Source organism: Catenulispora yoronensis (genome assembly GCF_039531695.1).
In the GTDB taxonomy this organism is placed as follows: Bacteria; Actinomycetota; Actinomycetes; order Streptomycetales; family Catenulisporaceae; genus Catenulispora; species Catenulispora yoronensis.
The window spans coordinates 118,738-136,510 of record NZ_BAAAQN010000020.1; the positions used below are offsets into that span (position 1 = coordinate 118,738).

The following is a 17,773-nucleotide window of genomic DNA, read 5'->3' on the forward strand; positions in this document are numbered from 1 at the left end:
TTGTCCAGGATCAGCGCTCCGGGCCGGTCGGATCCGGCATCGTAGTGCGCAGGGGGCATCCTCGACCAGGTTAGTGGGGCAAATCTGGTGGGGGGTGCGGGATCAGAGGGCTGAATCGGGACGGGGGTCCGGGTTCAGCCCGCTGAACCGTTCCATGACCGCCGCCGCCTCGGGCACGCCGAGCGCGGTGAAGATGCGAAGGGCCCGTTCGGCATGGACTGCGGCCCGGGCGGCGTCGGTCTGTCCGGCACCGGTGTGCTCGGTACCGGTCTGTCCGGCGTCGGGCTGCCCAGCGTTGTCCAGCCCGGTGTCGGCGACCGTTTCGCGTTCGGCGAGCGTTTCGCGCTTGGCGGCCGGTTCGCGTTCGGCGACTTCTTCGCTCTTTGCGGCCGGGGCCGTCGTCCCGGTGCCCGAGTCGCCGGACGGCGCCAGGGCGAGGGCGAGCCCGAACTCGGCACGTCCTTCCTCGTACCGGTTGGACCCGGCGGCGGACAGTTCCAGCGCCGCCCGATGGTGCTCCAGCGCCGCCGCCCGCTGCCCGATCCGCCGGTAGATCTCGCCGGCGTCGTTGTGGATCTGCCCGGCCCAGCGGTTGTTGTCCTCGTCGCGGCACACGGCCAGCGCCTGGAGCTGGTAGTCCAGTGCCTTCGCCGGATCGCCGCGTTGCAGGCTGGCCAGCCCGAGCGTACTCAGGGCACTGGCTTCGTCGTTCGGATCGCCGAACTCGCGCGCCAGCCCCAGGGCCCGCCGGCCGTGCTCGGCGGCCGGCCCCGGCTGCCCGAACCGGGCGTGCGCGATGCCCAGCCCCAGCAGCGAATAGGCACGGTTGCGCTGGTCGCCGGTCTCCTCCGCCGTCGCCAGCGCCTCGTTCAGCGCCGCGAACGCCGGGCCCTGCTCGCCCAGCAGCGTCCGGAGCCGGCCGATGTTCGCCATCGTCAGCGCCTCGGCCTGCCGGTCGCCGAGGTCGCGCAGCAACAGCAGGTTCTGGTCGAACTGGTCGATCGCGTCGCGATAGCGGCCCAGATCGCCGAAGGTCAGGGCGATGTTCGCCAGGTTCAGGGCGGCGGCGTAGCGGTCGCCGTTCTCCCGGTTGGTCGCCAGCGCCTGCCGATGGTGCTCCAGCGCCAGGTCGTAGCGCTGGGTCGCGTGATAGCTGGCGCCGAGGGCGTTGAGCGTCGCCGCCCGGCCGCGGCGGTCGCCGATCGCGTCCCGCACCGCCAGCGACGCCTGCAACCGGCTGACCGCCTGGTCGTGCCGTCCGGCGGCGAAACAGGCCACTCCCACGGCGTGCAGGACCTCGCCCTCGGCATAGGCGTCGCCGAGACGTCGCGCGGCGCTCAGGGCATTGTCATGGGTGTCGAACCAGTCGTCACGGTGCCCGCCGCGGTAGAAGAACGTCCACAGCGTGTTCGCGAGCTGCCATGCCTGCACCGGCCAGTCGGTGTCGGCGTCGTGCCGGATCTGCGCGACCAGGCCCGGCCGCTCGGCCTCCAGCCAGCCGCGCGCCGCGTCGGCGTCGGGCAGCGGCGGGCCCGGGACGGCCGGCTCCGCCGGGGGCGCGGGCAGCGGGCGGCGGTTCGGGTTGACCCGGTCCATGGCCGCGTACGCGGTGTGCAGCGACCAGTCGGCCAGCCGGGTCAGGGCGCTGCGACGATCGGCCTCGGAGTCCTCGCGCTCGGTCAGCTCGGCGGCGTAGACCCGCAGCAGGTCGTGGAGCTGGTAGCGCTCGTCGGCGACCGGCTCGATCAGGTGCACGCCGGCCAGCACGCCCAGCAGCCGCCGGGTGTCGCCGAGCTCCGTGCCCGCCAGGTTGGCCGCGCCGTGGGCGTCCACGTCCGGGCCGGGACGCAGGCCCAGCAAGCGGAACAGGCGCGCGGCCGGGGCGGGAAGGTCGTCGTAGGACCAGGAGAAGACCGCCCGCACATCGGACAGCGGATCCCCGGAGGCGTCGAGCAGGTCCAGCGTGCGCGTCCGATCGGCGAGCTCGGCCGCCAGGTCCCGCAGCGGGCGCTCGGTGTGGCGCACCGCGCGCTCGGCGGCGATGCGCAGCGCCAGCGGCAGCCCGGCGCACAGCCGGACCAGTTCGGCGCACGCCTCCGGATCGCCATGGACCGCCTCGGGACCGAGCAACCGGCGCAGCAGCTCCAAGCCCTCCTCGGGCGAGAGGCGGTCCAGCGCCACGCGCTGCGCGCCGTCCCGGGCCACCAGGCCCGCGAGCCCGTCCCGGCTGGTGACCAGGACATGAGTGCCGGCCGAGCCGGGGAGCAGCGGACGGACCTGCTCGGCGGTCCGCGCGTTGTCGAGCACCACCAACAGGCGGCGGCCGACCAGGGTGCTGCGATACAGGGCGCTGCGCTCGTCCGGGTCGTCGGGGATCGCGCCGGCGCCCAGAGCGCGCAGGAAACGCTCCAGCGCGACGCCGGAAGCGAGCGGCTCCCCGGGGTCGTAGCCGCGAAGGTCCACATAGAGCTGGCCGTCGGGGAACCGGTCCGCGACGCGATGGGCCCAGTGGACGGCTAACGCGGTCTTGCCGACGCCCGCGGTTCCCGCCACGACCGACACGGTCACCGCGGTGCCGCCGCTGACCTCGGACAACTCGTCGAGACGCTTGAGGAACGCCTTGCGGCCGGTGAAGGCCATGACGTCGGCCGGGAGCTGACGCGGTCGCGGGGCGGCGGGAGTGCTACCGGCTCCGGCTCCGGCCCCGCGGCCCGTGCCGCTGCCGCCGGTCGAGGCGCCGCCGCTGCCACCGCCGCCGCCACTGCCGCCCGGGCCGCGGAACCGCTCGGCGCTCGCCGCCTCCCTCGCGTTCGCCCACTCCCGCGCCTCGGCCGGGCTCGCGCCGAGCGCGAGCACCACGGCGTCCAGCACGTCCGCGGGCATCAGGGTCGCCCCCGAGAGATAGTTGGCCAGACTGCTGCGCGGCACTCCGGTCGCGGACGCCAGATCCCGCAGCGGCACCCGGGGCTTCCCCGTTCCGCGCGCCGCTCGCATCCGCAGGCGGTCGAGCGCCGCCAGCAAGTCCCGCATCGCATCCATGGTCCGGCTCATTGTAAGGCTCTGAGAAACATATTTGCGGACGATGCGAAGAAGGGGCTGGAGCTTCTCATCCGCTGAACAGAACGTCCCGCGCGCCGGCGGCCGGCAGGGCGGCGGTGCCGGATCGCCGCCCCGCCGGATCCGCGTCAGGCGCAGGTGACGCCGTTGAGGGCGAAGCTGCTCGGCGCGAGGTCACTGGTGCCCCAGGTCCCGGTCAGACCGACGAAGTTGATCGTCTGCCCGGGGGCGATCGCCGAGTCCCAAGCCAGGCTGCTCAGGGTCACGGCCGATCCGTTCTGGGTGGCTCCGGCGCCCCAGACACTCCCCACCTTCTGGTCCCCGCCGAACGCGAAGGTGAGCGTCCAGGCGGTGTTCGCGATCTTCCCGGTGTTGGTGATGGAGATCGCGGCGGTGAACCCGCCCTGCCACTCGCCCTGATTGGTGTAGGACACATGGCAGGCGGTCGCCGGAACGATCGGGACCGACGCGGTGCCGGCGACGATGAGGGCGCCACTGGCGTCGTAGAAGTTGTCGTACGCCACGAACTGGCTCGCCTGGCATCCCGAGAAGTGGGAGTAGGTGAAGCTGGTGCTGTACGTCCCGTTCGCGGCGATCGTCACCGGCAGCCAGAGCGGATCGATGACGACGCAACCCGTTCCCCGGCCGCCGGTCGAATCAGCGAACTGACCGTAGGGCATCAGGTGGGTCGACAGCGCCTGATCCGTGCAGTTGACGGCCGTGACGGTGACGGTGACCGCCTGATCGGGGGTGTAGCTGGGCTGGCTGAAGGTCTGGGTGAGTGCGAGCACTCCCGTACACCCCGCCGCCGCGGATCCTCCGGCGGCTCCGGGCCCGGCCGCTGAGGCGGTGCCCGTGCCGCACAGCACGAAGGCGACCAGCATCAGGGCCGCCATACGCAGAATACGCACGCGTGGTTCTCCTTTCGTTGACGCAGGGCTTGATGTCGCATAGCGGAGAACATGGTGGTTGAGCGTCGGGGGCCTGGCAATAGGCCGGAATACCTCATTGTCAGGACCGGACCACTAAGAGCGTTGACGCACCCCGAGCGCCCCCTGCGTCGCCGGTATTTACCGAGATTTCCCCGTCAAACGCCCCGGCGCGGGGAAGGGGTATAGCCGTGGAAGTCACTGGCGAGTATCTGCTCTCGGCGCAGGAGTACGGCAGCGGCATGAAGGTGATCCTCCGCGGCCGCCGCCGTTTCGTGAGCTGGCTGTTCGCGACGCCCGCGGCGGTCTGCGGCGCGGTCCTGCTCGCCACCGGGCATCCGGCGTTCGGCGTGTACGGACTCGCGATCGCGTTGCTGACGGTGTGTGCCTGGCGGATCGAGGCGGCGCGGGCGAACCTGGCCTTCAAGCGCCGCCGTGGCCGCACTCCGCTGACCGTGTCCTTCACCGACGACGGCGTCACCACCAAAACACTGCAAGGCGCATCGGCGCACCGTCCCTGGCACGGCTTCACCAAAGCGGTCGAGACAGGCCACGTATTCGTGCTCTACGTGAGCACCGGCCACGCCCTCATCGTCCCGAAACGGCCGTTCTCCAGCATCGACACCGAGCGCATAAGCTCCCTGCTGCGCGCCGCCGAACTCCTCTCGCGCTGAGCTCAGCGCGGCGCCGAGATGAAGGCGCGGCGGAACATCTGACGCCAACGTGAGCTGTCCCGCCAGATGTAGAGGACGAGCGTCAGCAGCGCGAGCGCCGGCGCATAGAAAATGAAGGGGCTGATGTCCTGCTCGCCGCCGGTGGGACCGAGCGCGTCGGCCAGCTCGTAGCGGTGATCGTCGAGATCGAGGCCGATGTTGAGGGTGTAGACGACGGTCTCCGCCAGCGCGGCCAGCCCCAGGACGTATCCGACGACCTTCCAGCCCCGGCGCATGCCGGGTACCGCCCAGAACACCAGGGCCAGCAGCAGGCTGATATAGAAGGCGACACCGGCCCAGACCGAGACGCCGTTGTCGCCGTCCCAGGCCCCCACGAACCCGACGTGCAGGCCGGCGCTGTAGGTGGTGATGCCGATCTCGTCGTTGCCGACGTGCAGGACCGGCACGAGCGGCACCGCGGCGAGCAGCAGGAACGGGACGGCGCGCGCCGCCTTCCAGATCGCCGCCGGCTTCCGGGTCTTGACCATCGGGGTGGAGGTCGCCGGGGTCGACCAGCCCGCATCGGCGTTCATGGTCACGGCCGCGCCGGCTCCGGCCGCGGTGGTGGCTGCCGACCAGGCGGCAGCGGCAGCGGCAGCGGCGCTGGAACCGGAACCGGAACTGGCAGCGACACCGCCGCTGGCGCCAGTGCCAGCGCCAGCACCGGCACCGCCCACACCGACACCGACTCCGGACCCCGACGGCGCCGCGACCCCGCTCCCGGACCCGATCTCGTCCAGCATCCGCAACGCCCGCGCCGAATCCGGCCGCGCGTTCGGGTCCTTGCTCAGCAGCGCCGCGAGCAGCGGCGTCAGCGCCCCGGCCCGGGACGGCGCGGGCGCGCCGTCGAACAACACCGCGCCCAGCGTCGCCGCCGCCGTGTCCCGCGCGAACGCCGACGTGCCCTCGACGGCGTGGTACAGCGTCGCCCCGAGCGAGAACATGTCGGCGGCCGGCCGGCTCTCCTCGCCCTTGGCCCGCTCCGGTGCCAGGTATTCCACCGAGCCGATGAAGTGGCCCGCCGTCGTCAGCCGGGTGTCGGTGGTCAGGACCGCGATCCCGAAGTCGGTGAGCTGCACCTGGCCGTCGTCGGTGAGCATGACGTTCGCGGGCTTCACGTCCCGGTGCACGATCCCGGCCGCGTGCGAGGCGCCCAGCGCGATCAGCAACGCCCGCGCCACCCGCGTCGTCTGCTCGACCGACAGCGCGCCGTCGGCCCGCAGCCGCTCGGCGAGCGAGCGGCCGGGAACCAACTCCATGACGATCCACGGCGTCTCGTCGTCGATGACGACGTCGTGCACGCTGACGACATGCGGATTGCCGCGCAGCCGCGCCGCGCTGCGGGCCTCGCGCCGGGCCCGGGTGAGCCGGTCGGTGCGCTCGGCGTCGGTCAGCTCCGGCGGGAGCACGACCTCCTTGATCGCCACCTCCACCTCCAGCGAGGTGTCCAGGGCCCGCCAGACCCGGCCGAATCCGCCGGCGCCGAGCCGGTCGACCAGCCGGTAGCGGCCGCCGACCAGGCGGCCGGACGCCGCCACCGACCGCGTGGGCTCCTCCGGAGAATTCGACACCGTGCCACCACCCAACCCCTGAGCGTCATTGTCGGTCGGGAGGATACCCGGCGAATCAAGGCTTGAGTAAGGAGGGGCTTAACCTACAGCGGCGCGGTTGAGGTGCTCGACGGCCGCCACGAACGGTTCCAGCCGTGGATCCGCCGCCGCCGCGGCCAGCGCCTCGCGCAGCGCCGCGTCGTGCGTCGGCCGCGCCTGCTCCAGCAGTTCCAGCCCGGCCGGGGTGACGTTCGTGTAGATGCCGCGCCGGTCGGTCGGGCACAGGTACCGGGCCAGCAGGCCGCGGTCCTCCAGCCGGGTGACCAGCCGGGTCGTGGCGCTCTGGCTGAGCACGACGGCGTCGGCGACCTGGTTCATCCGCAGGTGGCCGCCCTCGCCGTCGTGCTGGTGGCTGAGGACCTCCAGCAGCGAGTACTCGCGGGAGCTCAGGTCGTGGCCGCCCTGCAGCGCGCGTTCGAGGTGGCTGTCGATCCGGCCGTGCAGCAGCGACAGGGCGTACCAGCCGGGGGCCGCGCGCAGGGCGTCGGTGGTGCCGACGGTCATGGCTCCTCCTTCACCAGCCAATATACCGCGTCTGCAATCGTTGCGTTTGCAAGTACATGCGTCTGCAATTATTGTTGACGCCTGTAAGCCTCTCAAGCAACCGCATGGAGCCCCCCAATGCCTCTCGCGCTCCTCGCCCTGGCCATCGGCGCCTTCGGAATCGGCACCACCGAATTCGTGGTCATGGGCCTGCTGCCGCAGATCGCCGCCGACTACGGCGTCTCGATCCCGTCCGCCGGCCTGCTGGTCACCGGCTACGCGCTCGGCGTCGTGGCCGGCGCCCCGCTGATGACCGTGCTCGGCACGAAGATGGACCGCAAGACCATGCTCATGCTGCTCATGGGCCTGTTCGTGGCCGGCAACCTGCTCTCCGCGCTGGCCCCGGCGTTCCCGCTGATGCTGGCCGGCCGGATCGTCACCTCGCTGGCGCACGGCGCCTTCTTCGGCATCGGCTCGGTGGTGGCCGCCGACCTGGTCGCCCCGGACAAGAAGGCCGGCGCCATCGCCACCATGTTCACCGGCCTGACCGTCGCCAACATCGTCGGCGTCCCGCTCGGCACCTTCGTCGGCCAGGCCGTCGGCTGGCGCGCCACCTTCGCCGGGGTCGCCGCGCTCGGCATAGTCGGCCTGGTCGGCATCGCCAAGCTGGTCCCGGCACTGCCCCGACAGCAGGGCGCGCGGCTGCGCCGGGAGCTGGCCGCGTTCCGGAACACCCAGGTCGTGCTGGCCATGGCGATGACGGTGCTGGGCTTCGGCGGGGTCTTCGCCGCCATTACTTACATCGCGCCGATGATGACCCACGTCGCCGGCTACTCCGACGGCGCCGTCACCTGGCTGCTGGTCCTGTTCGGGATCGGCATGTTCCTGGGCAACCTGCTCGGCGGCCGCTACGCCGACCGCCGCCTGATGCCGATGCTGTTCACCACGCTGGCGGGACTGGCCGTGGTGCTGGCCGTGTTCACCGTGACCGCCCACAACAAGGTCCTGGCCGCCGCGACGATCCTGCTCATCGGCGCCCTGGGCTTCGCCACCGTCCCGCCGTTGCAGAAGCGCGTCCTGGACCAGGCCCACGGCGCCCCGACGCTGGCCTCCGCGGTCAACATCGGCGCCTTCAACCTCGGCAACGCGCTGGCGGCCTGGCTCGGCGGCGTCGTGATCAGCTCTGGGCTCGGCTACACCGCGCCGAACTGGGTCGGCGCGCTGTTGGCTGCTTCCGCGCTGGCCCTGGCGCTGTGGTCGGCGGCGTTGGAGCGGCGTTCGGCGGGGGCGTCCGGGGGCGTGGGGGAGCGGGTGTCCGAGCCGGCGTCGGAAGCGGCGACCGATTCGGTATCCGCGCTGGTCTAGCTAGCCTTCTAAGGGATGCTGTCGGTGTCGGTGTCGGTGTCGGTGTCGGTGTCGGCGACGGCCGCCGGGCCCAGCCGCTTCCGCGCGGTCTCCGCCAACGACTCCACCTCCAACAACCGCGGCAACAGCTCCCGCTCCGTGGTCAGGGCTCGAAACGCCTCCCCGACGCTCACCCCGTGCCCGGGCCGCTCCAGCACCTCCACCACGTCCCCGGCCCGCACCGCGCCCTCCTCCAGCACCCGCAGATACGCCCCGGGCGCGGCCCGCTGAGTGAACGTCTTCACCCACCCCTTCTCGCCCAGCCACCCCGCGAACGTCCGGCACGGGATCCGGGGTGCCGTCACCTCCAGCAGCGCCGACCCGACCCGCCAGCGCTCCCCGATCACCGTGCCGGTGACGTCGAGCCCTGACGTGGTCAGGTTCTCCCCGAACACCCCGTTCGCCAACGCGCGCCCCAGCAGCTCCGCCCACTCGTCCAGGTCCTCGCGGGCGAAGGCGTACACCGCCTGCGCCTCCCCGCCGTGGTGCCGGACGTCGCAGAGCTCGTCGCCGGCCAGCCCGCTGCCGCCCGGGCCCGGGACGGTGACGCGCACCGGCCCGGCGCTCGGCCGCTTGTCGATCGCGGTGAAGCCGACGTCGGAGTGGTCGGTGGGCGCGGCCAGGCCGACGTTCACCGACAGGACCAGGGCGGGCTTCGGCGCGGACTCGTCGACGGGGGTTCGGCCGGACGGGGTCGGCGCGGGGTTCGTCACGGACTCGACGATAGCGATCCGGTCGGTGATTGCGCGCGCCGCGCCGTCGGCGCCCCGAGCGCCGCGTCCACCGCCTTCGTGTCCTCCAGCACCCAGTCGTCGGTCATCCGCCCCCATCGCAGCGTCATCCACTGTGTCGCATAGTTGTGATACCGGCCGCCCCCGACCAGCTCGCCGTCGACCGTCAGCCGTACCGCGATGCGCGTCCGCCACGGCCAGCCGGCCACGGCCACGTCGTCGACCTGGATCCGTACTTTGCTGAACCGCGCCGCGAAGCTGGTCAGCCAGTCCTGCAGGGCCTCCGGCCCGGTCCAGCTGCCGCCGATCACCGTGTCGCCGACCACCGTGAACCTGACGTCCGGAGCCGCCATCCGTCCGGCCGCGCTCGCGTTCCCCGCGTTGATCTTGTCCCAGACTCCCCGCACGACGCGGGTCACGACGTAGTGGTACACCATCGCCCACCTCCATGAGTTCTGTTAGTGAACTCTACATGAGTTCTGTCACAGAACTCAGGCGGGTAGCATGGCGGTATGCCCAGGACCGACTATTCCGACTTCGCCTGCTCCGTCGCCCGCAGCCTGGAAGTGATGGGCCAGTGGTGGACGCCGCTCATCCTGCGCGACCTCTACCTGGGCGTGGACACCTTCGACGAGCTGGTTGCGGACCTCGGCATCTCCCGCAGCCTGCTCACCCGCCGCCTGACGGATCTGGTCGACGACGGCCTCGTCCGCCGCGAGGTGTACGGCGACCGGGACGACCGCTACCGCTACCTGCTCGAACCCCAGGGCCGCGACCTGATCCCGATCCTGGCCGCCCTGGCCGCCTGGGGCGACCGCTGGCAGACCCCGGCCGGCGGGCCGCCGCTGCTGTTCGAGCACGACGGGCACGAATGCGTCCCGACCGTCGGCTGCTCCACCTGCTCCGAGCCGGTCACCGTCGAGACGCTGGTCCCCGTGCCCGGCCCCGGGGCGCGCGCGGCTCGCGGCACGGCCGTGGTGGCGTCGCGGCCACTGCCGGACGGGGCGATTGCGCGCCGGTCGTAGACGGCGTCGAGTTCGGCACGCGCGGCGTCGATATCAGACTGCGTCGAGGCGGCGAGCGCCGCTGCCAACCGGTCGACCGGCTCGACGCAGCGGTGGAGCATGTCGATGACGTCGGCCCGCTCGGCCCGCTCGGCCGACAGCGAGAGCCTTCGCTGCGCCCGCAGCGGCTTGGCGATCTGCTCCAGCTGCGTCACGGCGTGCAGGAAACGGTCTTGGCGCCGCTGGATCTCGTTCCCGTCGCCCGAGGGCGACCCGAGGAAGTCGCGCAGAGCCAGACGCACATCTCCTACTCGGCGCCGGTACACATCCCCGGTGCGGACCGGCAGGATGAACCAGGATGCTGCGATCGCGACGAGCCCGCCGATCGCGATCGCCTCCAGCCGTGTGGGCAGCAGCGAGGACGCGTTCTGCCCGAAGTAGCCGTAGAGCAGTGACAGCGCGGCGGTGATGCTGCCGGCCCACCACAGGTAGCTGATCTCGCGCAGCCATCCGGCGAGGGCCAGCACGGCGAAGATGAGGACTACCGACCAGCGGTCGGCGGGCGGGAAGGCCCCGGCGATCAGCGTCGCGAGTACGGTTCCGGCGGCGGCGCCGGCTATGCGCAGCACGCCCTTATGCAGTACGTCGCCACGGCCCCGAGCGCCGCTGCACACGATGAACGCGGTCAGTACGGCCCACGGCCAGTGCTCGTGGAAGATCCGGTGCCCGGCAACGAAAGCGACAGCCAGGGCGGCGGCCAGCTGACCGGCCATGCGGGTGCTGGCCGAGATCCGGCGGGTGCTCGGCTTGGCCGCTGTGGAAGCTGCGGTTGGTGCGGCCGGTGTGGCTGGTGCGGCCGGCGCTCGGCGTTGTCGCTGTTCGCGCAGCCCGAGTGAGCCGGCGCCGAACTGGAACCCCGTGACCCAGAACGCTGCGATGAGCACGATGAGCGCGGACCACAGGTCGTGGGAAGCGGCTTGCGCGGGAGCGTTCTCGACATGCGTGACCAGCAGCGTCACGAGCGGCACCACCAACACGGTGCCCGCCTTGGTGGCTCGCGGGCCGAAGCGCCGAACCCAGACCGACGCCGCCATCGCCACCGTGAACGCGGCATCGCCCAGGAACTGATGCCGCATCATCAGGGAACTGATCTCCGAAGCCCCCGCCGCCGATCCGGCGAGCACGACGGCACCGATCAGCCGGTCCCACGGATCGGCGCCGAGCTGGACGCGCGCCAACGTCATGGCCACCGCCACCGCGGCGATCACGACGTCGACGTGGAGGTGTGCACGATGCTCGATCCAGATCGCGGATCCGAAGGCGGCCAGTACCGCCGCCAAGGCCACCACGGAGGCGCGCAGCGCGTCCGGCCGCCATGCCGGTCCACGTCGGCCAACGGGGATCAGATTAGTACTCATTGGCTACTACCTTGAGGAGGGATCCGCCGTTCAGGACAGCGGCGGGCCCGTCAGCCGCAGAATAATCGTAAGTGATAGCTTAGTAATGTGACAACCGACGCCGCTTCCGAGGCCGACCCCGACGCTCACCTCGATGCCCACCGCGACCCCGTCGCCTCCGCGCTGCGCCAAGCCACCGTCCGCCTGGCCCGCCGAGTCCGCACGGTGCGCTCCACCGGCGCGCTGAGCACCAACAAGATCAGTGTCCTGAGCCACCTCTATCGCCACGGCCCCTCCACTCCGGGTGACGTCGCCGCCTCCGACCGCCAGCAACCCCAGTCCCTGACCCGCGTCTTCGCCGAGCTGGAACGGGACGGCCTCGTCGTGCGCGACACCGCGCCCGACGACCGGCGCCAGTCGATCATCACGATCACCGACACCGGCCGTCGGGCCCTGGAGCTGGACGTCGCCGAACGCGACGCCTGGCTGACCGACGCCCTCGCCCCGCTGACGGCGACCGAGCGCGAGGTGCTGCGGCTGGCCGCGGCGCTGATGGAGCGGATCGCAGACAGCTGACGAGGGCGGATCGAACTGATGCCGCATCGACCGTGAGCTGATGCAGCGTGATCGGTCCCGGGCGATCAGTCCCTAGTGTCGACGACCACTACGCCCCCGGACACCACCAGCGACGGATACTCCAGCAGCTTGAACCGGGCCAGGGCGTCGCCCCGCGTGCCGATCACGTCCGCCGGAGCGCCCGGCACGAGGCGGCCGAGCGGAGCCAGGCCGAGATGGTCACCGGCGCGCGCCGTCGCGGCGGCCAGCACCTCGGTCGGCGTCACGGCGCCGTGCCCGGTGTGCAGCATCAGCTGGAGTTCGAATCCGCTGATGCCCCACGGCACGTCCGGATGCGCCAGGTCCGTCCCGTACAGCAGCCGGATCCCGGCCTGCGCCATCCGGATCGCGTTGGGAAAGAGCCCTGATGTGCGCGACAGCGTGGCCAGCGTCCCGACCACCCGGACCCCGGCCCCGGCGGCCTTCTCGATCAGCTCGTCGGGCAGCGGATCGCAGGGGACGTGGGCCCACTCGTCGACACCGGCGGCCAGCGCCACTTCCGCGCCCGCCGGCCCGGACAGGTGCGCGGCGACCGTGAGTCCGTGCTCGTGCGCCTCGGCGACGATCGCGGCGACCGTCTCCACCGGCAGCAGCGGCCACGGCGGTTCGGAGGACGCGGCGTGCGCGCTCCACGGCGCGCCGCCCGAACCGCCCGGCTCCAGGCCGATTTTGACCATTACCGCCCCGCCGACCGCCAGCGCGCGCACGGCTTCGCGGGCGGCGTCGGCGTCGGCGACCTCGATCGCGGCCTGCGGGCCGAACACCGGGACCGGGTAGCCGCCGGGCGCGGTGAGGATCGGCCCGGAACCCAGCACCCTGAGTCGCCCGTCGCCGCCGGCCATCGGGACCAGCGGTCCGCCGGTGTCGCGGACGGTCGTCAGGCCGTGGCGCAGGACGATGTCGCGCGGCGTCTGATCGAGATGGACGTGGGCGTGCAGGTCGATGAAGCCGGGGAGCAGGGTGCCGTCGAGCTTGCTGACCTCGCCGTGGTCGCGCAGGTCGGCGATCGGGCCGACGGCGGCGATCCGGTCGCCGGCGATCGCGATGGCGTGGTTTTCGTGGACGTGCTCGCCGTCGAACAGGAGGTCGGCGGTCAGGACGTAGTCGGTGGTGTCGGGCTGGGTGCCTTCGGTGGTCACTTGGCGGCCTCGTCGTTGTCGTCGGTCGCGCGGTCCTGGTCGTCCTCGTCGTCCTGGTAGTCCTCGTCGACGATCTCGGCGACCGTCGGGCTCGGCTCGCTGATGAGCGCGAACGCCTCCCCGGCGCCGGGAATCGTCGCGGCGCTGTCCAGGGCACGCTGCATGTGCTCGGCGGACTCCCACCGCCAGTGGTCGATCCAGGTGCTGTCGTCGACGCGGGTCAGCCGCGTCTCGGTGAGGCCGTCGAAGCGCTCGCGGGTCGCCGCGATCAGCGCGGTGCGGACCTGCCGCAGGGTGTCGGCCTGGTCGGGGTCGGCGGTGAAGCGGACTATGCGCAGTACAGCCATGGTTCTGTCCTCCTGAAGTCAGGCTGAGGCAATTCACTAGAGTTGAACTCTAGAGCTCAACTCTAAAGCTAGACTTCAGTCATGAGCCCGGTCAACGGCAAGCAGGCTGAGAAGGCGCGACAGACCCGGCGGCGGGTGCTCGGCGCCGCCGAGGAGCTGTTCGTCGAGCGCGGATACGGCGTCACCACGTTGCAGGAGGTGGCGGACCGGGCTGGCGTGTCGGTGCAGACGATCTACTTCACGTTCCGCAACAAGCGGACGCTGCTGAAGGAACTGGCCGACGTCGTGGTGGCCGGCGACGACGAGCCCATCCCGACCATGGAGCGGGCCTGGTTCACGGCCGCGATGGCCGCGCCGACGGCCGATGAGCAGCTGCGGGCGCATGTGGAGGGGGCCGTCGGGGTCGCTTCGCGGTCGAGCGCGATTTTCGACGTGCTGCGGACGGCTGCGGCGCAGGAGGCGGAGCTTGCCGAGATGTGGCGGTTGGGGAACGTCAACCGGCTGATCGTGCAGCGGGCTGCTGCGGAGGCGCTGCTGGCGAAGCCGGGGGCGCGGGCCGGGGTCGGCGCCGAACGTGCGGCGGATCTGCTTTATGCGATGCTCAGCCCGGAGTTGTACCTGGTGTTGGTGCGTGATCGTGGTTGGACAGCCGAGCAGTATGTGGAGTGGGCTTACGAGTCGTTGCGGGCTCAGCTTGTGGTTGTGAGCGGGGCGGGGATCGAGGGACGGGCAGGCGACGAGGCGCGGCCGGGGGGCGAGGAGACGGCGGCCTGAGCGAAGACGCCCGGTGTGACGCCGTAGGTGCGCTTGAACCAGCGCGCGAGGTGCGCCTGGTCCGCGAATCCGCAGAGTGCCGCGGTATCGGCGGGTTTGTTGCCCGTCGCCAGCAGGGACCTGGCGTGGCGTAGCCGCAGCTGGCGTTCGTAGTCGCTGGGCGACATGCCGAACTCGGCGAAGAACGCGCGATACAAGGCGAAGCGGCTGCATCCGGCGGCGGCTGCCAGCATCTCGACCGAGACCGACTCCGGATAGGCCTCGCGGATCAGTGTCCGGGCCCTGACAGCGGCCTGGCGTTGGGCGCCCCCGCTGAGCGTGCGGGTCTTCGGCGCCCGGGTCGCGCCGCGCGCTGCCGCCGCGAGGATGACGGCCCGCAGGCGCTCGTCCCGGAGCAGATCGCCGGCGGGGGAGCGGTCGGCGCCGGCCATCGCGGCGTGGAAGCGGTTGAAGGCCTCGGCGAGGCGATGGTCGCCGAGCACCGGCCGGGTGAACAGCGGGAGTCCGCCGAACCGGTCGGCGGGCTGGTCGGCGGCGTCGGCCAGGACTTCGCTGACGACGTCGGGGCGGATGTAGGCGATGCGGTAGTGGTAGCCGAGGTCGACGGCGGCGCGGCCGTCATGGACCTCGTCGGGGTTGAGGGCCATCACCATGCCCGGGGTGCTGGTGTGGAGGGCGCCGCGGCAGTGGAACTGCTGGGCGCCGGCGTCGGTGACGCCGAAGGAGTAGGCGTCGTGGGTGTGGGGGGCGTAGACGTGCTCGCGGAAGCGGGCGTGCATGAGTTCGAGGCCCCGGCCCTCGTCCCGCCAGTATTCGGCCCAGCCGCGCGTCCCCTCCATGAATCCATTCTGGGGTCTCGGCGAGCGGACGCGACCGCACGAGCGTTCAAGACCGGATGGTGATACGCAGGCCAGGGTTGAGGCATGTCGGCCGATCAACGTATCCGGACCATCCGGAACCCTTACGCGCTGCTCACAGTGACGATGATGCTGTGGGGCGGGGCGTTCGCCAGCTCGAAGAGTGTTGTGGACCAGGTTCCGCATACCGTTGCCGCGACGCTGCGGTTTGGTGGTGGCGCGATTGCGTTGCTGGTTACGGTTGGGGTGACGCGGGGGCGGCGGTTGGGGGCTTCGAGTTCGCTGGGTGCGTCGGTGACGGTGCGGGCGGGGGCACGTGCTGCGGCGGCGGGGGTGCTGGGGGTGTTCGCGTACAACGGGTTCTTCTTTTGGGGGTTGTCGCTGGCGCCGTCGTTGGATGGCGGGATCCTGATACCTGTGATGAGCCCAGTGCTGACTACGGCGTTTCAGTTGGTCAGTGGCCGGGAGGTGGTGTCGCGGCGGCGATTGGTGGGATTTGGGTTGGGGTTGAGTGGGGCTGCGGTTTACCTGGTCGGAGCGGGAGGAGCCGGGGGCGTCGGCGGAGCCGGGGGCGCCGGGGCGGATCGGCTGGCCGGGGACGCGTTGTATTTGCTGAGCGCTGTGTGCTGGGTGGCTTTCACGTTGGCCGCGCCGAAGGTGTTGGCTGATATCGAGCCGCTGACGGCGATGACGTGCGCGACGTGCGCCGGCGCGGTGCTGCTGGGAGTGCTTGCGCTGCCGGATGTGGGGCAGGTGCAGTGGGGCGCGCTGCCGTCGCAGGTCTGGCTGAACGTCGTGTACTTGGCGGTCGGGGCGACGGCCATTGCGAACGTCTTCTACTACCGGGGGATCAGCGCGGTGGGCCCGGCTTCGGCGTCGCTGATGATGTTTTTGGTGCCGGCGATCAACACGCTTTGCGGGACGGTGTTCCTCGGGGAGTCGTTCACGCCGCTTCAGGGGGTGGGGGCTGCGGCGTTGTTGGTGGGGGCGGCGTTGGCTGGGCGGGCGCGGATTGGGTTTTGGGGGAGGGGGTCTAGGCTGCGGGGGCGGTTGCCGGAGTCGGAGTCGGAGTCGGAGCCGGAGTCAGAGTCGGAGCGCGTTGTGGAGACGATGATTTCCGCCAAGTAGTAGCACTGGTAGCCGCGGTCTTCGGGCGCCAAGAGCCGAGGCGACTCAACTCAACTCTTGGCGCAGATAACCCACACAGCGTTTTCGGGATCTCCCGGTGCATTGAAGCCGAACACCCAACCGGTCGGCCGAAACGCGGGGTCCCCCTGCGTCCCGAACGGCCGCTCAAGATTCATGCCGGCACCGGAGGTCTGGTAGCCGCTGGAGACAGCGGTGTCGGTGCCGTCGCAGGTGAGGGTGGCGTTGATGCCGGGGACGTCGCCGACGAAGGGGCCGTTGAGGACCTTGTAGTAGAACCCGTTGGCGATGCCTTGGGATCCGGGGGTGCCTTGGGGACCGGTGGCGCCGGTGTCGCCTTGGGAACCTTGGGTGCCCGAGGATCCGGTCGCGCCTTGGAAGCCTTGCGGGCCTTGGCCGCCGGTGGGGCCGGTGGCTCCGGTCGGGCCGGTGGCGCCGGTGGAACCGGTGACGCCTGGGAGGCCGGTCGGGCCGGTGTCGCCTTGCAACCCTTGGGGACCTGCGGCACCGGTGTCGCCTTGAGGACCGGTGGCGCCTTGCATGCCTTGGGGGCCTGCGGCACCGACGTCGCCTTGGGCGCCAGTTGCACCAGTCGAGCCAGTCGCTCCGGTCGAGCCGGTCGCACCCTGCGAGCCGTTCGCGCCGGTGTCACCCTGCGATCCAGTGGCGCCCGTCGCACCGGTGATGCCTTGCAGACCAGTTGAGCCTTGCGCTCCAGTGTCGCCCTGTACGCCGGTGGCGCCCGTGGCACCGACAGCACCGGTGTCTCCTTGCGCACCGGTCGCGCCAGCGGAGCCGACCGCGCCGGTGTCACCCTGCGCACCGTTGGGGCCCGTTGCACCCACAGCTCCGGTGTCGCCCTGGGGACCCGTGGCACCTTGCATTCCCTGTGCACCGGTAATGCCAGCGCTGCCCTGCGCACCGGTATCGCCCTGTGAGCCGACAGAACCCTGCGAGCCGGTTGATCCTTGCGTACCTGTGTTGCCTTGCGCACCGGTATCGCCCTGGGCGCCAGCCGGACCAGTCGCACCGGTTACGCCAGCGCTGCCGGTTGCACCTGCCGCGCCCGCTGCGCCGGTCGCGCCGGTGTCACCTTGCGCTCCGGTCACACCTTGAGAGCCGACAGCGCCGGTGTCACCCTGAGGACCGGTAGCGCCTTGCATACCCTGCGCACCGGTGATGCCAGCCCCGCCCTGAGCCCCGGTTGCACCCTGCGCACCAGTATCGCCCTGAGATCCAGCACTGCCCTGCGCGCCGGTATCGCCCTGCGCGCCGACAGAACCTTGCGAACCGGTGGCACCGTCCGTCCCCTGCGGACCGGTGTCACCCTGGAGCCCCTGCGGGCCCGCAACGCCGGTGTCACCTTGTGCACCAGCGGAGCCTGTCGCGCCGGTCGCGCCGATGTCGCCCTGCGCTCCGGTCGGACCTTGCTCGCCTTGGGGACCGATGCCGCCCGTGTCGCCCTGCGCGCCGGTCGCGCCCGACGTTCCCTGGGCGCCAGTGGCACCGGACGCGCCGATGTCGCCCTGTGGTCCAGTGACACCCTGGCTCCCGGGAGCGCCGGTGT

At 71.4% G+C, this 17,773-nt stretch carries 16 protein-coding genes and 1 pseudogene; 6 read left to right on the plus strand and 11 right to left on the minus strand.

Annotation, left to right across the window (positions count from 1 at the left end; genetic code table 11):
* Positions 1 to 102: 102 nt before the first annotated feature.
* Together ABD481_RS18560 and ABD481_RS18565 are read right to left on the minus strand one after the other, a co-directional pair.
* Positions 103 to 3,030 carry an ATP-binding protein gene (locus tag ABD481_RS18560; RefSeq protein ID WP_344666941.1) on the minus strand — a complete coding sequence of 976 codons (2,928 nt, stop codon included), beginning with the start codon at positions 3,028 to 3,030 and terminating at the stop codon, positions 103 to 105.
* A gap of 155 nt (positions 3,031 to 3,185) precedes the next feature.
* Complete coding sequence (locus ABD481_RS18565; protein ID WP_344666942.1) at positions 3,186 to 3,968, minus strand: cellulose binding domain-containing protein; 783 nt, start codon at positions 3,966 to 3,968, stop codon at positions 3,186 to 3,188.
* Positions 3,969 to 4,177: 209 nt separating this feature from the next.
* On the opposite strand from ABD481_RS18565, the gene ABD481_RS18570 reads away from it, so the two are divergent.
* A complete protein-coding gene (locus ABD481_RS18570) occupies positions 4,178 to 4,660 on the plus strand; it encodes a YcxB family protein (RefSeq protein WP_344666943.1) in 483 nt (160 codons plus the stop codon).
* 2 nt (positions 4,661 to 4,662) lie between these two features.
* Here ABD481_RS18570 and ABD481_RS18575 read toward each other — a convergent pair whose 3' ends face one another.
* Together ABD481_RS18575 and ABD481_RS18580 are read right to left on the minus strand one after the other, a co-directional pair.
* The gene (locus ABD481_RS18575; protein WP_344666944.1) at positions 4,663 to 6,270 is read right to left on the minus strand and encodes a serine/threonine-protein kinase; all 1,608 of its coding nucleotides are present in this window, start codon (positions 6,268 to 6,270) and stop codon (positions 4,663 to 4,665) included.
* 78 nt (positions 6,271 to 6,348) lie between these two features.
* The gene (locus ABD481_RS18580; protein ID WP_344666945.1) at positions 6,349 to 6,813 is read right to left on the minus strand and encodes a MarR family winged helix-turn-helix transcriptional regulator; all 465 of its coding nucleotides are present in this window, start codon (positions 6,811 to 6,813) and stop codon (positions 6,349 to 6,351) included.
* 117 nt (positions 6,814 to 6,930) lie between these two features.
* Here ABD481_RS18580 and ABD481_RS18585 point away from each other — a divergent pair, with 117 nt between their 5' ends.
* The gene (locus ABD481_RS18585) at positions 6,931 to 8,157 is read left to right on the plus strand and encodes an MFS transporter (RefSeq protein ID WP_344666946.1); all 1,227 of its coding nucleotides are present in this window, start codon (positions 6,931 to 6,933) and stop codon (positions 8,155 to 8,157) included.
* A gap of 8 nt (positions 8,158 to 8,165) precedes the next feature.
* On the opposite strand, the gene ABD481_RS18590 is transcribed toward ABD481_RS18585, so the two are convergent.
* Both ABD481_RS18590 and ABD481_RS18595 read right to left on the minus strand, forming a co-directional pair.
* Entirely contained in the window at positions 8,166 to 8,843 is a 678-nt protein-coding gene (locus ABD481_RS18590) for an MOSC domain-containing protein (protein ID WP_344666977.1), read from the minus strand.
* A 62-nt stretch (positions 8,844 to 8,905) separates the two neighbouring features.
* Positions 8,906 to 9,364, minus strand: a complete 459-nt coding sequence (locus ABD481_RS18595; RefSeq protein ID WP_344666947.1) for a nuclear transport factor 2 family protein — start codon at positions 9,362 to 9,364, stop codon at positions 8,906 to 8,908.
* Between the two features lie 132 nt (positions 9,365 to 9,496).
* Here ABD481_RS18595 and ABD481_RS18600 point away from each other — a divergent pair, with 132 nt between their 5' ends.
* Positions 9,497 to 9,952 (plus strand): winged helix-turn-helix transcriptional regulator, encoded by a 456-nt coding sequence (locus ABD481_RS18600; protein ID WP_344666978.1) that lies wholly within the window; start codon positions 9,497 to 9,499, stop codon positions 9,950 to 9,952.
* On the opposite strand, the pseudogene ABD481_RS18605 reads toward ABD481_RS18600, so the two are convergent.
* Positions 9,949 to 11,349: pseudogene (locus ABD481_RS18605) on the minus strand (FUSC family protein); the annotation flags it as partial. The gene ABD481_RS18600 and the pseudogene ABD481_RS18605 sit on opposite strands and share 4 nt — an antisense overlap.
* An 87-nt stretch (positions 11,350 to 11,436) precedes the next feature.
* On the opposite strand from ABD481_RS18605, the gene ABD481_RS18610 reads away from it, so the two are divergent.
* Positions 11,437 to 11,904 (plus strand): MarR family winged helix-turn-helix transcriptional regulator, encoded by a 468-nt coding sequence (locus ABD481_RS18610; RefSeq protein ID WP_344666948.1) that lies wholly within the window; start codon positions 11,437 to 11,439, stop codon positions 11,902 to 11,904.
* A gap of 65 nt (positions 11,905 to 11,969) precedes the next feature.
* On the opposite strand, the gene ABD481_RS18615 is transcribed toward ABD481_RS18610, so the two are convergent.
* Positions 11,970 to 13,082 (minus strand): amidohydrolase family protein, encoded by a 1,113-nt coding sequence (locus ABD481_RS18615; protein ID WP_344666949.1) that lies wholly within the window; start codon positions 13,080 to 13,082, stop codon positions 11,970 to 11,972.
* A complete protein-coding gene (locus ABD481_RS18620) occupies positions 13,079 to 13,429 on the minus strand; it encodes an antibiotic biosynthesis monooxygenase (protein ID WP_344666950.1) in 351 nt (116 codons plus the stop codon). Before ABD481_RS18620 ends, ABD481_RS18615 begins: the two co-directional genes overlap by 4 nt.
* Before the next feature lie 81 nt (positions 13,430 to 13,510).
* Here ABD481_RS18620 and ABD481_RS18625 point away from each other — a divergent pair, with 81 nt between their 5' ends.
* Positions 13,511 to 14,203: a TetR/AcrR family transcriptional regulator gene (locus tag ABD481_RS18625; protein WP_344666951.1), complete on the plus strand. Its 693-nt coding sequence runs from the start codon at positions 13,511 to 13,513 to the stop codon at positions 14,201 to 14,203.
* Here ABD481_RS18625 and ABD481_RS18630 read toward each other — a convergent pair.
* Complete coding sequence (locus ABD481_RS18630) at positions 14,119 to 15,042, minus strand: AraC family transcriptional regulator (protein WP_344666952.1); 924 nt, start codon at positions 15,040 to 15,042, stop codon at positions 14,119 to 14,121. The genes ABD481_RS18625 and ABD481_RS18630 overlap by 85 nt on opposite strands.
* 84 nt (positions 15,043 to 15,126) lie before the next feature.
* Between ABD481_RS18630 and ABD481_RS18635 the strand changes: the two genes are divergently transcribed.
* Entirely contained in the window at positions 15,127 to 16,188 is a 1,062-nt protein-coding gene (locus ABD481_RS18635; protein WP_344666953.1) for a DMT family transporter, read from the plus strand.
* A 50-nt stretch (positions 16,189 to 16,238) separates the two neighbouring features.
* On the opposite strand, the gene ABD481_RS18640 is transcribed toward ABD481_RS18635, so the two are convergent.
* Entirely contained in the window at positions 16,239 to 16,694 is a 456-nt protein-coding gene (locus ABD481_RS18640; RefSeq protein ID WP_344666954.1) for a hypothetical protein, read from the minus strand.
* Positions 16,695 to 17,773 lie beyond the last annotated feature (1,079 nt).